The organism is Flavobacterium sp. UW10123, assembly GCF_040538975.1.
GTDB lineage: Bacteria > Bacteroidota > Bacteroidia > Flavobacteriales > Flavobacteriaceae > Flavobacterium.
Map to the genome: position 1 here is coordinate 13778 of NZ_JBEWQE010000024.1, position 16164 is coordinate 29941.

The following is a 16164-nucleotide window of genomic DNA, read 5'->3' on the forward strand; positions in this document are numbered from 1 at the left end:
CCGAATGTATTATTGGATTTCGTAGTTTTTTAAAGGCCTTTTAAAACACGTGAATTATTAATTAAAAATATGTAACAAATCGGGATTATAGAAAAAACAATCTTACTTCAAAAAACTAACACTAACAATTTACTAACCAAACAAAAAAATAAATGAGATCATATCATGAAATCGATGTTCACAGGACATCCATTAAAGATTTTATCCTGGTACTTTTTATGCTTGCCGCATTTTTCGGCAGCAATAGTGCTTTTGCCGTTGTAAAACAGCAGGAAGGACCTGCGATTAAAAGTGCTCAAAAGATAATTACAGGAACTGTATATAATGAAAAGCACGAGCCTTTACCTGGTGCAACAGTAACAATAAAAGGTAGTGCAACAAGCACTACAACGGATTTTGACGGAAAATTTTCTATTAAAATAAATGCTGCCGATGCTGTTTTAGTAGTATCTTATATTGGATATTCTAACAAAGAAATCTCAGCAGCAGGTACAAATTTGGAGATTCAGCTAGCACCAGAAGCAGTATCGCTGACAGATATTGTAGTAATCGGGTACGGAAAAGCCAAAGCTAGAGATTTAACCGGGGCTGTTGCCTCAATCGATGTAGCCAAAACGAAAAACCAGCCTGTTGCCAATATTGGCGAAGCTATGCAGGGAAGGGCAGCAGGTGTACAGGTCATTTCGAGCGGGGAACCAGGATCTAATGTCACTTTTAGAGTGAGGGGAACAGGTACCATTGCTAATAACAACCCCCTTATCGTAGTGGACGGAATGCCTTTAAATGGAGGCCTTAACCAAGTAAACATGAATGATGTAGAATCAATCAGCGTACTTAAAGATGCCTCTTCTACAGCAATTTATGGTTCCAGGGGAGCAAATGGAGTTGTGATTGTAACCACTAAAAGAGGCGGAACAAAAGAAGGTTCAACTTTGACTTTTGATACTTTTACGGGAGTACAAAATGCTTCAAACGTGGTAAAGATGCTGAATGCTTCACAATACGCATCTTTAAATAATGATATGATGACTAATGGAGGACTTACTCCTAATCCATTATGGACAAATCCCGCTTCATTGGGAACAGGAACCGACTGGGTTGGAACATTATTCAATCCAGAGATGATGTCCAGTTATACGTTGTCTTATGGCAATAAGACAAAAAAATCCAATATCTATGTTTCTGCCAATTATTTTAACCAGAAGGGTATCGTTTTAAATACTGACTATGAAAGATTCATTGTTCAGTTTAATTCTGATACTAAGGTGACCAGCAAAGTAAAATTTGGAAACAGTGTTAAAATTGCACACGATATAAAAGAAAGCGGTGCATATGATATCCGCAGCACGTTATTGGCGAATCCTACCCAGCCAATATATGATGAAAATGGAAATTTTACCGGACCTACTGGAAATCCTCTTTATTATGGAGATATCACCAACCCTATAGGAAAAGCCACTACTGTCGAAAGATCAACAAAAGGATATAATCTTCAAGGGAATCTTTTCGCAGAAATCAATCTGCTGAAAAACTTAGTGTTTAAGTCTTTAGGAGGAGTTGAGGCAAATATTTGGTTTGACAGAACATGGTCGCCTAAATATTCATGGGGCTCTAATGTTCAGACCAACTCATATCTTTATGAGGGGACAAATAAAAGCATTACTGTTCTTTGGGATAACACGCTGACTTATGATGCTCATTTTGGCGCACATAATGTAAATGCAGTTGTGGGAAGCAGTTCGCAGTCTAACAAGTATGATTTCTTAAACGGTTCTATCCAGAAATTTGCAAGTGATGAAACACAGCAGATAGACAACGGTACATTACAGCCGACAGTAGGAGGTAATGCTTCTGAATGGGCAATTATGTCTTATTTGGCAAGGGTGAATTATGACTATGACGGCAAGTATTATATAACCGGTACAATCAGAAGAGATGGGTCTTCTCGTTTTGGTGAAGGAAATAAATGGGGATGGTTTCCATCAGGTGCTTTATCATGGAGGATCTCATCAGAGAAATTTATGGAGAAAGTAACAGCTATTAATGATTTGAAATTAAGAGTTGGTTACGGTATTACCGGAAATCAGGATATTGGTAACTATGCTTTCTCTTCATCATACAATACGGTTATGTATAATTTTAATAACAATTATGTAAGCGCAGTTGTGCCTACTGTACTTCCGAATACAAATGTAAAATGGGAAGGTCAGGAACAATTTAATGTTGGTCTGGATGCGTCATTTTTTGACAGCAGAATTAATTTAACTTTTGATGCTTATGTAAAAAACACCAATGATATGTTAGTCCCGATGTCTGTTCCTGTAACTTCAGGATATTCAGATATTTATGTGCCATCAATAAATGCAGGGAAAATTCAAAATAAAGGTATTGAATTGTCATTATCAACAAAAAATCTGGTGCATGAATTCAAGTGGTCTTCAGATGTTGTTTTTTCTTATAACAAAAACAAAGTTGATAGTATAAACGGTGATACGCCAATTATAACTGGAAGCACAGGATTGAACAGTACCATTTCCCTAATTCAGGCTGGGTACCCTGTAAACGTTTTTTATGGGTATGTAACTGACGGTATTTTTCAAACACAGACTGATGTAAATAATCATGCAGTGCAGATGCCTGGCTCTAATACGGCAACAAGTACTGCGCCTGGAGATGTAAGATTCAAGGATCTTAATAATGATGGAATCATTAACGATAAAGACAGAACGTTTTTAGGCAATCCTAATCCAAAATTCACCTATTCGCTTAACAATACATTTTCTTACAAGAATTTTGACTTAACAGTTTATTTTCAAGGAGTATACGGAAATGACATCTACAATGCCAATCGTATGTATACAGAAGCTATGTCGGTTGCAAATAATCAGACAGTGGCAACTTTAGGAAGATGGACAGGCATTGGAACGAGTAATAGTATGCCAAGAGCAGTGTATGGTGACCCTAACAGCAATGCCAGAGTTTCTGACAGGTTTGTAGAAGATGGTTCATATCTGCGACTAAAAAATGTGAGTTTGAGTTATAATTTTCCAGAGAGCGTATTTAACAATGTATTTTCATCAATTCGATTATACTTCTCAGCGCAGAATGTTTTGACTTTTACAAACTACAAAGGATTTGACCCTGAAGTTTCGGTAAACGGTATCGATAATAGCGTGTACCCGGTTACTACAAATTACTCTATTGGACTTAATCTTGGATTTTAAAATTATGAAAATGAAACACATAAAAATAGGCTTAATGGTAATGCTGTCATTTGTAATGGTGCAGTGCAGTGATGATTTTTTAGACAAAACGCAACCCGATACTATCAATACCGGAAATTATCCTACCAATGCTGAGGAATTAATCACAATGGTTAATGGTGCTTATCAGCCATTGCAATGGCCAAAACTATATAATTTCAGAATGTGGACCAGTGATATATTTGCAGGCAACAGTATTGTTGGTGCCGGTGGAGGTGAAGATGGGATTGAAACCACGAACTTGTCTAATTTCGTTACAACTCCAAGCAACGAAGGGGTATTGGATTTATGGCGTGGACCATGGCCAGGAATATTGAGATCCAATATTGTATTATCGGTCGGACCAAAGTTAAATATTGACGAATCAGTTAAGAATAGATGTTTAGGTGAGGCGTACTTTTTAAGAGCACAGTATTACTTTATTTTAGTTCGTTTTTTTGGCGACGTTCCATTAATTACTGAGCCGCAAAATTCAAACAGTGATCTTTATCCGTCACGTACATCAAAAGATAAAGTATATGCTTTGATATTAAGCGATTTGGAAAAAGCTGTTGCCATGCTTCCTACTAAGCAGGAAATGTCAGAGGGAGATAAAGGACGCGCAAGCAAAGGATCTGCAATTGGTCTATTGGCTAAAGTAAATCTTACATTGAGCAATTGGCAGCAGGTTGTCGATTTAACGACAAAACTGGAAACAATGGGATATGGATTGAATGCAGATTACAGCGACAATTTCAGGACTGAAACCGAAAATTCCAAGGAATCTCTTTTTGAAGTTCAATATGCCGCCAATGCAGGATATGATTTTTGGAGCAATGAAAATCAGGCTTCATGGGCAAGCACTTTTACAGGGCCAAGAAGTTCTAATATGGTAGCAGGAGCTTACGGATGGAGCCAGCCGACTCAGGAGTTTTTTAACAGTTATGAGAACGGGGATCTTCGTAAGGATAAAACTGTATTGTATCAGGGATGTCCTGATTTTGCCGGAATTCCTTACAGTGCTTCCTATTCCTTGACAGGATACAATTTAAGAAAGTTTTTAGTGCCACTGAGCATTTCACCTTCTTATGATAACAGCCCGCTGAATTTCCCTGTACTTCGCTATTCGGATGTTTTATTAATGAAGGCAGAGGCTCTTAATGAATTAGGTAATACCTCACAGGCAGAAGCACCGCTTAATCTGGTGCGCAGACGTGCAGGTTTGGCCAACATTACTACTGGACTTGGCAAAGTTGCATTCAGAGATGCAGTTCTGCATGAGAGGAGAATAGAATTAGCATTTGAAGGGCAAAGATGGTTTGACCTTATAAGAGTGGAAAATGGACAATATGGATTGGATTTTCTTCATTCTATTGGTAAAACAAATGCTGATCAGCATCATTTGCTTCTTCCAATACCACAAATTGAGCGTGACAGAAATCCTAATTTAAGCCAAAATCCAGGTTACTAAAATTGCACTGCTATGAAAAAAAATAAAAATTATATAGTTTGGACAAGATTCGCGATTGTTTTCTTGTTGTTTTTATCTGCAGCTTTATCAAGCTGCAGCAATGATGATCTTCAGGCTAAAAATTTTAGTGCTGATGTGTTAAAGCTGACGCTGAGCAGCACCGACATGGTTTTGGACCAAAGCATGTTTCAGCAAAAATTCAGTTTTAAGTGGAGTACAGGCGATAACAAGGGAACAGGCGCTTCGATTTCATATAAACTGGAAATTGATAAGAAAGAAAATAATTTCGCTAATGCGGTCGAATATGATTTTGGAAAAAACAGATACGACTTTGATATCAATGTGGCAACATTAAATTCAATACTCCTTACTACTTTCAACGGAGAGGCTGGAAAAGCGATTGCTTTGCAGGCAAGGATTACAGCAACTTTTGGAGATAAGAGCGTGACGCCTCAAACTTCAACAGTAGATTTTAACTTAACACCTTACAAGCCATTATCAAGCGAATTGTATATGGTGGGTGATGCCTCGCCAAATGGATGGGATATTACAAAGGCTTCTGCTTTGACTGCTCAGACATCGAACCCTGTGGTCTTTATTTATTCAGGCCAATTAAGCAAAGGTAAATTTAAATTTGCAGTAAATACGGACTCTTGCTGGTGCCAGGACTTTTATACAAAAGATGCCACTGATTCGGGGAAGATAGTTTATAACAGCGGCGGAAGCGGTTCTGATCTTCAATGGGAAATTACAAAAGCAGGATTGTACAAAATTACAGTCAACTTATTAAAATTGACTATAGTTATTGAAGAACAGGAATCTCCGGCTTTTACACAATTATGGATTGTAGGCGATGCAAGTCCGAGCGGATGGAATGTTGATACGCCGGAAGCCTTTATGGTTACAGACAATCCTTTTATTTTCACGTACGAAGCTACCTTAACGCCAGGAAACTTTAAAATAATGGCCGGTACAAAAGGAAGCTGGTGCGGACAATGGTACAGACCGCTGGTAGATAACCAAGGCCTGACCGAAACAGGCGTAGCTCAGAATTCCGGCTGTGATGTCGATAATAAATGGCAGGTAACGGCACAGACTGCAGGCAGATACAAAATTACACTTGATATAAGTACGAATGTTATCAAAATTACCCCTGTTGAAGTTTATCTGATCGGCAGTGCCACGCCAAATGGATGGAATATGGGGTCATTGCTTCCGATGACCAAAAGCGGCAGCGTGTATACTTACAGCGGGCCTTTGACAGCAGGTGAATTTAAATTTACAAAATACAATACCAATTGGTGCGATGGTACTGAGATTACAGCAGTTTCAGCAAACCAGGCGATTAACAATACAAATTTTACTAAACGTGACAAATGTGATGGTGACGATAACAAATGGGTGGTAAGCGCAGCGCAGGCCGGCAACCATACCATTACATTAGATCTTTCAACAAATGTCCTTACAATCAACTAAAGATGAGTATTAAAAATAGAATAATAAAGCTGTTTTTTCTTTGCCTCTTTCTAACTTTTGCATCATGCCAGAGTGAGGATGATAATGGAAAGATTGAATATGCAGAAGACGCAGTTACTGCAAAAATTACCCTTAAAACAGATAAAGCCACTTATAAACCAGGTGAAACGGTAAACTTTACGGCGGATAAAGTTTTTAATAGTTCTCTTATCCGTTATACCCATCTTGGAAAAGTTATTAAGGAGGAAGCTTTTAGCGGAACTTCATGGAGCTGGGTGCCGCCTTCTGATGATTTTCAAGGGTATATGGTTGCCATTTACCAAACAAATACTGATGGTACCCAAACTATTTTGGGTACCGTAGGTATTGACGTGTCATCAGATTGGGCTAAATTCCCCCGTTATGGATTTCTCTCAGAGTTTGGCAATATTTCAGAATCGGACAGAGCAGCAGTGATAGATAATCTAAAGGATTATCACATTAACGGGATCCAATTCTATGATTGGCAGTACAGACAGCATCAGCCATTGGCAGGTACAGTCTCAAATCCAATGGCGGTATGGAACGACATAATTAATCGCAGCATATACGGAAGCACAGTTTCTGGTTATATAGCTCAGGCCCACAGCAAAAATATGAAAGCAATGTTTTATAATCTTGCTTACGGAGTTTTGAACGATTATGATCCAAATCTTATCAAACCGCAGCAGTTTGTCTATAAAGATGCTAATCATAATGATAAGGACAAGCATGAGTTGGGATGGCCCTTCATTAGCAACATCTACATTACTGACCCTGCCAATACAGCATGGCAGGGGTATCTGGCGCAGAAAAATGATGATGTGTATAAAGTTTATGATTTTGATGGCTTCCATATTGACCAGCTTGGCGACAGAGGTAATGTTTTCAGATATGATGGCACAAATGCTGATTTGAAAAATGCATTCCCTTCTTTTATTTCAGCCATGAAGTCTGCCAATACCGATAAAAAGCTGGTTATGAACGCAGTCAATCAATATGGGCAGAAAGAGATGGCCGGTAAAGAGCTGGACTTTTTGTACACTGAAGTCTGGTCTCCTAATGAGGGCTTTAAAGATTTAACACAAGTTCTGGCCGACAATGCGGCTTACAGCAATAATACTAAAACTACCGTATTGGCAGCCTATATGAACTATAATAAAGCCAATAATCAGGGAATGTTTAATACTCCGGGAGTACTACTGACGGATGCTGTCATATTTGCTTTTGGAGGATCGCATTTGGAATTAGGCGAGCATATGCTGGGCAAGGAATACTTTCCAAACAAAAACCTAAGCATGAGTGCAGAGCTGAAATCATCATTGCTGGAATATTACGATTTCATGACGGCTTACCAAAACCTTCTTCGTGATGGCGGAACTTTTACAAATCCGACTATTGCTACAGGTGACGGAAAGTTGAATCTAGGAATTTGGCCCCCAACTATGGGCAAAGTTGCTGCAGTAGGAAAACAAGTTGGAAGCAGAGAAGTAATCCATCTTTTGAATTTTACCAATGCTAATTCTTTGAATTGGAGAGATACTGATGGAACGCAAAAAGTTCCGGATGTAATTAAGCAGGCAATGCTTAATTTGAACCATAGTGGCAAAGTTACCAGAATCTGGTACGCTTCACCAGACTATAATGGAGGTGCAGCTGTTGAAATTTCATTTTCTCAAAATGGGGACAAGGTGAATTTTAAAGTGCCGTCACTTCAATATTGGGGAATGATTGTAATTGAATAACCCAAAGGTATAGAGGATTGCCCCATTTCCATGGGGCAATTTCTATAACCCCGCGTTAAGCTTTTCAAGCAGAACACATTTCTGCAAGTGTTGAATATTATTTCAGTGCTTAAACTAATCGATATGTTATATTATGAAAAAATCTATTTTTTACTGCTGTGTAATTTTCTGTATTCTGGTCTCTAAAGCATACACGCAAAAGAAAGAGCAGTATTTGGGAAATTGCACCGCTTATTCAGTAAATGGAAACAAAGTAGTCTTTAGCTGTGCAAATAATTCAAAAGTAATGCTTCAGTTATGCAGTGGCGAAGTCGTTAAAATATGGGTGTCAGCTGATGGCAATTTTGTTAGGAATAATGAATCTTTTGCAGTTGTAGAAGAAGATCTGGGCTGGAAAGGCACAGTTAATGTAAAGGAAGAACCATCGACCTATGAAATTTTTACCGAGCAGCTGAGAATACGGGTAAATAAGGCTCCATTCCAATTGCAGATATTTGATAAGTATCAAAAACTTCTTTTCAGCGATTATGCTGAAAAAGGATTTGTTTATGACAATGGCAAAATAAGAACCAATAAAGTCTTGCGAAATGACGAGCAATTTTTTGGATTGGGTGAAAAATCAGGGAACCTGAATCGTCGCGGAAGTGCTTATAAAATGTGGAACAGCGATCAGCCATGTTATGGCGTTAATGAAGACCCGCTTTACAAAAGCATTCCTTTTTTTATGAGCAGCTACCGTTACGGCATTTTCTTTGACAATACCTATAAGACAGAATTTAAGTTCGGAAGCGAGAGCAATGACTATTATTCATTCGAAGCGCCGGCTGGCCAGATGGTCTACTACTTTATGTTTGGTAATGATTACAAACAGATTATACAAAACTATATAGCCTTGACAGGGAAACCGATTATGCCGCCTAAATGGGCACTGGGCTTTTCGCAATGCAGGGGAGATTATACACGTGAGGATCAGACAAGGGAAATTGCTGCAGAATTCCGAAAAAGAAAAATCCCATGTGATATTATCTATCAGGATATTGGCTGGACGGATGGACTGCAGGATTTTGACTGGAGAAAAAACAATTATACCAATCCAAAAGGAATGGTAAAAGATTTAAGCGATATGGGCTTCAAAATGATTGTTTCACAGGATCCTGTCATTTCGCAGGCAAACCAGAAACAGTGGAAAGAGGCTGATACGCTTGGCCATCTGGTAAAAGATATCCGTACAGGCAAATCTTATGATATGCCATGGCCTTGGGGAGGCAATTGCGGGGTTGTAGATTTTACAAAACCTGAAGTTGCAGATTGGTGGGGAAGCTATCAGCAGAAGCCTTTAAATGATGGGGTCCGCGGATTTTGGACAGATATGGGGGAACCGGCATGGAGCAATGAAGATGCTGTTGACAGACTCAATATGAAACATCATCTTGGAATGCATAACGAGATTCATAATGTATATGGATTTACTTGGGATAAAGTTGTTACAGAGCAGTTTTACAAGCATAATCCAAATAAAAGAATATTTCAAATGACCAGATCCGCCTATGCGGGATTGCAACGTTATACTTTCGGATGGAGCGGCGATTCGGGAAATGGAAGTAATGTATTGGATGGATGGAAACAAATGGCCAATCAGATTCCTGTGGGTCTTTCTGCAGGTATGGGATTAATTCCGTTTTGGACTTGTGATATTTCAGGTTATTGCGGGGATATAAAGGATTATGATGCTATGGCGGAATTATATGTAAGATGGCTGCAGTTTGGTGTTTTTACTCCATTAAGCCGCGCCCATCATGAAGGCGGTAACGCAGTTGAACCATGGAAATTCGGAACGGAGGCAGAAGATATAAGCCGAAAAAGCATAGAGATGAAATATAAGCTTTTCCCATATCTATACACTTATGCCCGCGAAGCTCATGATACTGGACTGCCGATAATGAGAGCCTTGCTGTTGGAATATCCGAATGATAAAGAAACATTTAAACTAAATGGACAGTTTCTTGTTGGAAAAGAACTGCTGGTAGCACCGGTCGTAGAACAAGGTGCTGTTACTAAAGATGTATATCTTCCTGAAGGAGAGTGGATTGATTTTAATAATGGTAAAACCAAGTATAAAGGCGAGCAATGGATTACTGTTGATGCCCCCTTAAATACAATTCCTGTCTTTGTGAAGAAAGGAAGTATAATTCCGCAGATGCCTGTAATGCAGTATATTGATGAAAAGAAAGTGTATCCGGTTACATTTGAAATATTTCCAGCTAACCTGAATAAAGAGACTTCATTTACATTCTATGAGGACGACGGGGAAAGCCGTGACTACGAAAGAGATATCTTCTGTAAAACCAAGATAAGTGCAAAGGCAACAAATGAAGATATCAAGATTACTGTAGGTGAGCGTGAATCTAAAGGATATAGTCCTGCCGGCCCAAGAAATTTCAATCTAAAAATTCATGTATCCAGCAAACCTAAGGATGTTTTTGCAGGTGGAGAAAAACTTAGAAATGTTAAACCGGATGCGTTGGAGAAAAATATTGAAGCCGATTTTACAAAAATAAATTGGAGCTGGAATGAAGCTGAAAATGTTATCTCCGTAAGAATTCCTGATTCAGGAAAAAATGCAGTAATCACAATTAAAAATTAAATATTATTACACTCACAATGAAACACTTTTTTCTCACCGCTATTTTGTGGTTTAGCATTTTTTCTGTCAATGCACAGGATTTAAAATCGCCTGACGGCAAATTTTTAATGCACTTTTCTCTGGAGGCAGATGGAACTCCAGTTTATAAACTAACATATAAAGGGAAGGATGTCATTAAAACAAGCAAGTTAGGTTTTAACCTTAAAAATGATAATAAGTCCTTATTAAATGATTTTAAAATAGAAGATACCAAAGCCAGTTCTTTCGATGAAAATTGGAAACCTGTATGGGGAGAAGTTGCATCAATTAGAAACAATTATAACGAATTGGCGGTAAGCCTAAGCCAAAAAGAAACAGATAGAAAAATGATCATTAGATTTCGTCTGTTTGATGATGGACTAGGTTTCCGTTATGAATTTCCCCAGCAAAATAACCTGATTTATTTCACCATTAAAGAAGAACGCACCCAGTTTGCTATGGCGGGGGATCATACCGCTTATTGGATTCCAGGAGATTATGATACACAGGAATACAATTATACTACTTCAAAACTTTCGGAAATAAGAGGTTTGATGGAAAAGGCATATACAAAAGGAAATGCTTCGCAGACCTCATTCTCTCCAACTGGCGTACAGACTTCACTAATGATGAAAAGCCAGGATGGATTGTATATCAACCTGCATGAAGCGGCCCTGATTAATTATTCCTGCATGCATCTTAATCTGGATGATAAAAATTTTGTATTTGAATCATGGCTGACTCCTGATTCGCATGGGGATAAGGGTAAGATGCAGGCACCTTGCAAAACGCCATGGAGAACAATTATTGCAAGTGATGACGCACGTAATATTTTGGCTTCGAAATTGACTTATAACTTGAACGAACCAAGTAAAATTCAAGAAACTTCATGGATCAAGCCAACAAAATATGTGGGTGTATGGTGGGAAATGATTTCAGGAAAAAGCACCTGGTCTTACACTGATGAATTTCCTTCAGTCCAGCTTGGAGTTACAGATTATTCAAAAGCCAAACCTAATGGGAAACATGGCGCAACTACTACCAATGTGAAAAGATACATAGACTTTGCGGCAAAAAATGGATTCGACGCCGTTCTGGTCGAAGGATGGAATGAAGGCTGGGAAGACTGGATCGGCCATGAGAAAGATTACGTTTTTGATTTCGTAACGCCATATCCTGATTTTGACCTGAAAGGGTTAAATGATTATGCGCATTCAAAGAAGATAAAACTCATTATGCATCATGAAACTTCGGGAGCTGTGCGCAATTATGAGCGTCATATGGATGCTGCGTACAAATTGATGAAACAATACGGATACGATGCTGTAAAAAGCGGATATGTAGGCAATATACTGCCGCTTGGTGAGACGCATTACAGCCAATGGACCAATAATCATTACCAATATGCCATCGAAAAAGCAGCAGATTACCAGATTATGGTAAATGCGCACGAAGCGGTGCGTCCAACCGGTATTGCACGCACTTATCCAAATCTTATCGGAAATGAATCTGCGCGCGGAACTGAGTATCAGGCTTTCGGTAATGACAGAAATAATGCAAACCATGTTACAATATTGCCTTTTACAAGATTAATAGGGGGACCGATGGATTATACTCCGGGAATTTTTGAAATGGATGTTACAAATGGTTCACATGTAAATGCGACTATTGCAAACCAATTGGCACTTTATGTGACGATGTACAGTCCATTGCAGATGGCAGCTGATTTTCCTGAAAATTATGAACGTTTTGCAGATGCTTTTCAATTTATTAAAGATGTTGCGGTGGATTGGGATGACAGCAGATATCTTGAAGCTGAACCGGGACAGTATATTACAGTTGCAAGAAAAGCCAAAGGAACTGATAACTGGTTTTTAGGAAATGTGAATGGAGAAACAGGACGTGTATCCACAATCGATCTTGGATTTCTTGAAAAAGGGAAAAAGTATACCGCTACAATTTATGCTGATGCCAAAGATGCAAATTATAAAAATAATACCCAGGCGTACACCATCCGTAAAGTTGTTGTGACAAGTAATTCAAAGATTTCGCAATATTCGGCTCCGGGCGGAGGATATGCAATCAGTTTTTATCCGATAGCTGATTCAGCTAAAAAAAAATGATAAAGACCTAAACGGGCTAAAAATTTAATTAATTAGTTTTTTTAAAGATCGTTGCTGTTAAAAGACTGCAGCGATCTTTATGTATTATAACTAAACTCTTGAATATCTAAAACTTAAGAAAGATGAAAAAATACATACTTAATCTTGTTTTCTTTATTTTGATGCTATGCGGCAGCAATTATCTGTACAGCCAGGATCCATGGAAGCTTTCGGCTGACAAGCCGGATTCCAATAATTATTATGGAGAAACGGTGGCTAATGGCATGATCGGAATTGTATCATCACCAGAGCCTTTAAAGGTGAAAGAAGTTGTATTGGCAGGAACTTATGATGTCTATAAGCGCGGCAGAGTCAGCAGTTTCATTCCAAACTACAATCTGCTGAATATGAGACTGGCTTTTAATGGTGAATCCGTGCAGACTTATAATATTAATAATTACAAGCAGGAATTGGATATGCACAATGGAGCTTTCACCGGTTCTTTTCAATTTAAGGATTTTGCTTCTGTAACTTATTCCTACTATGCTTTGCGGCATCTTCCGCATTGCGTGATGATGGTGGTGAATATAAATACGCAAAAAGATGTGGATATCAATGTGGAGAATCTTTTGGAGACTCCTTCCTCACTTAATAATCAGCAGAATTACTTTCAGAATATTACAAATGCCCACGTCAATATACCATTATTGACCTCTGTAGCCTATACGCCGAAAGGAAGATCTAAAATCGCTGTTTCAAATACATTTCTGTTTGATGAAGGCAAAAATGGACAGCTCGAAATTCTGCATAGAATGAATGATGCTGATATGCATGCCATGTCATTTGACAAAAAACTAAAAGCGGGCCAGACTTATTCTTTTACTTTAATAGGCAGTTTGATATCTTCAGATCATATAAATGATCCTTATAATGAAGCTGAAAGGCTGACCATTTATGCAGCCTTGGAAGGAAAGTCAAGGCTTTTAAACAGGCATATTCAGGAATGGAATAGCCTCTGGCAGAGTGATATCCAAATAGAAGGAGATCCGCAGGCTCAGCAGGATGTTAGAAGTATGCTTTATCATCTTTATTCTTTCACAAGAAAAAGCACATCTCTTTCTCCGTCACCGATGGGGCTCAGCGGGCTGGGATATAACGGTCATGTGTTTTGGGATACCGAAATCTGGATGTTTCCTCCCATGCTGCTGCTTCATCCTGAAATAGCAAAAAGCATGATTGAGTATCGTTTTCAGAGGCTGGATGTGGCCCGTAAAAAAGCTGCGCTATATGGATATGACGGAGCAATGTATCCTTGGGAAAGCGCAGATTCAGGATCTGAAGAAACTCCGGTCAATGCTTTAACGGGTGCATTTGAACACCATATTACAGGAGATGTTGCTATAGCTGCCTGGCAGTATTATCTGGTTACGGGGGACAAGGAATGGCTGAAAGAAAAAGGATGGCCGATATTAAAAGCAACTGCAGAATTTTGGGCGAGCAGAGTAGAGAAGAATGATAAAGGTGAGTATGAAATAAAGAACGTCGTTGCAGCAGATGAATGGGCTGAGAATATCGACAATAATGCTTACACGAACGGAACAGCCATCAGGAATCTGCAGTATGCATCTAAATGCGCAGCTGTATTGGGCGTCACAGCTCCAAAAGAATGGAATCTGATTGCCGCTAAAATTCCTATTTCCAAGATGAGCAACGGTGTGACTCGGGAACATGACAGCTATTCAGATCAAAATATCAAGCAGGCCGACGTCAATCTGCTGGCATATCCATTGCAGATTATAACTGACAGAAATCAAATAGAACAGGATTTAAAATTCTATGAAACTAAAATACCGCATTCCGATACACCAGCTATGACGCAGGCCATATTTTCTTTGCTTTATAGCCGTTTAGGTGACAGCAACCAGGCTTATCATTGGTTTAAGGATGCTTATCAGCCAAACCTTAATCCTCCTTTTAGGGTCATTGCAGAATGTAAGGGGGGTACAAATCCTTATTTTGCAACAGGCGCTGGCGGTGTTCTGCAGGCGGTTATGATGGGATTCGCAGGTTTAGATATAGATACAGCAGGCGGCGTTAAACAAGTCAAATCAGTACTGCCTAAAAATTGGAAAAAATTAACAATAATGGGAGTTGGAACAGAAAAGAAGACTTTCATTAAAGCTCAATAAATTTCGTATCTTAATTAATAGAAGATAAAATAGGCGGTTTGGGTAATTCCAATACCGTCTTTTTTTTGTTAATAGTTAAAGTTTTTGTAGTTAAATGGTATTATAGAATATTTTCAAAATTTTATTAAAATAGAGATAATTACTTTGTTGTAGTTCCAAAGAGGGCATTCAGGTAGGTGGCAAGGAAGCTAAAATTATTTTAAAATTACTATATTTAGTATCAAAAAATTACGATAAACCAAAAGAGAAAAAAATCCTATATCCTTAACGGGATTTCGAACCATCGTTCAACTTCGATTAAATCTCTGATAGCGCCACTTTAAGACTGTTTAAGCTCAGCGTCGTGCTGATATAAACAAAGCCAAATGGCGCCAATTGTCTTCAATTGGCGCCATTTGGCTTTGTGACGGGGACGGGACAAATTACAACATCATTTTTGGATGATTTGAAGAAATTGGCTTACTATATTTAGTGTCTGTCTTTCATTGGCTTTGTAAATTTGGTTTAGATGTCCTGTTGGGGATTGATGTAAAAAAATATAAAAACTCAATTGGTTTATGGCATACAATTCTACAAATATTTATGGAGGATTTGAAAATATTGTTATCGTTAAGGTAGGATTGTCTTTCTTTAGCTTTATGAATTACTTTATGCGATTTAAGTTTTGTGGTACAAAAGTAATCCCTTTCATAGTATCAAGTCCAAAAAAAGTTTGGCACCAATGATACTCTTAAAATTCGTGGTTTTATAAACCTATGTACGTGTAAAAAAAATAGAGCATAGTTGAAATACTTCTAGTAAATACTAAAACCTAACTTTGGTTGATTAAAAGCCTTTAATTCTATTAAAGGCTTTTTTATATAGCCAATCCAAATTTTTTACTGAGAGCTGTAATTGAATCGAAAAATGAAACAGCATGTTTTCAATAAAATACTTCGAAGGTTATTTTAGTAGTTCCTCAATTCTATTTTTATTTGATAGCCAACAGGTGTAAAATAATGCAGACAGATTATTTCTCCTTCTTAAGTGTGCCAACAAAAAGAATGCATGGCAAAACAGTATTTAGTTTTTATTTATTTGGAGCTTAAAGTGCAATGTTTTTTAAATTTATTGTTTTTTCCGATAGATTTGAACTTTCAATTACCCATCATGTATAATATGATGTTCCCGGACAGCACTATTTACAGTATAGCTACAAGTTTTGCCAATGTATTCGAATATTATTAAAGCGAAGCGACAAACCATAATTAGAAGGAGGG

Annotated in this window: 7 protein-coding genes; all 7 read left to right on the plus strand. The window is 38.2% G+C overall.

Annotated elements, in window-relative coordinates:
* Positions 1 to 152 precede the first annotated feature (152 nt).
* Positions 153 to 3224 (plus strand): SusC/RagA family TonB-linked outer membrane protein, encoded by a 3072-nt coding sequence (locus ABXT06_RS21665; RefSeq protein WP_354592609.1) that lies wholly within the window; start codon positions 153 to 155, stop codon positions 3222 to 3224.
* A gap of 10 nt (positions 3225 to 3234) precedes the next feature.
* Positions 3235 to 4713: a RagB/SusD family nutrient uptake outer membrane protein gene (locus ABXT06_RS21670; protein ID WP_164973668.1), complete on the plus strand. Its 1479-nt coding sequence runs from the start codon at positions 3235 to 3237 to the stop codon at positions 4711 to 4713.
* 12 nt (positions 4714 to 4725) lie between these two features.
* On the plus strand, positions 4726 to 6189 hold the full coding sequence (locus ABXT06_RS21675) for a SusF/SusE family carbohydrate-binding protein (protein WP_354592610.1): 1464 nt from the start codon (positions 4726 to 4728) through the stop codon (positions 6187 to 6189).
* A gap of 2 nt (positions 6190 to 6191) precedes the next feature.
* Positions 6192 to 7952 (plus strand): endo-dextranase, encoded by a 1761-nt coding sequence (locus tag ABXT06_RS21680; RefSeq protein ID WP_129053255.1) that lies wholly within the window; start codon positions 6192 to 6194, stop codon positions 7950 to 7952.
* 133 nt (positions 7953 to 8085) lie between these two features.
* Entirely contained in the window at positions 8086 to 10596 is a 2511-nt protein-coding gene (locus ABXT06_RS21685) for a glycoside hydrolase family 31 protein (RefSeq protein ID WP_354592611.1), read from the plus strand.
* 17 nt (positions 10597 to 10613) lie between these two features.
* Positions 10614 to 12737, plus strand: a complete 2124-nt coding sequence (locus ABXT06_RS21690) for a glycoside hydrolase family 97 protein (protein ID WP_354592612.1) — start codon at positions 10614 to 10616, stop codon at positions 12735 to 12737.
* Positions 12738 to 12859: 122 nt separating this feature from the next.
* Positions 12860 to 14905, plus strand: coding sequence for a kojibiose hydrolase (locus ABXT06_RS21695; RefSeq protein ID WP_354592613.1), 2046 nt, complete (start codon positions 12860 to 12862; stop codon positions 14903 to 14905).
* The last annotated feature ends 1259 nt before the right edge of the window (positions 14906 to 16164 follow it).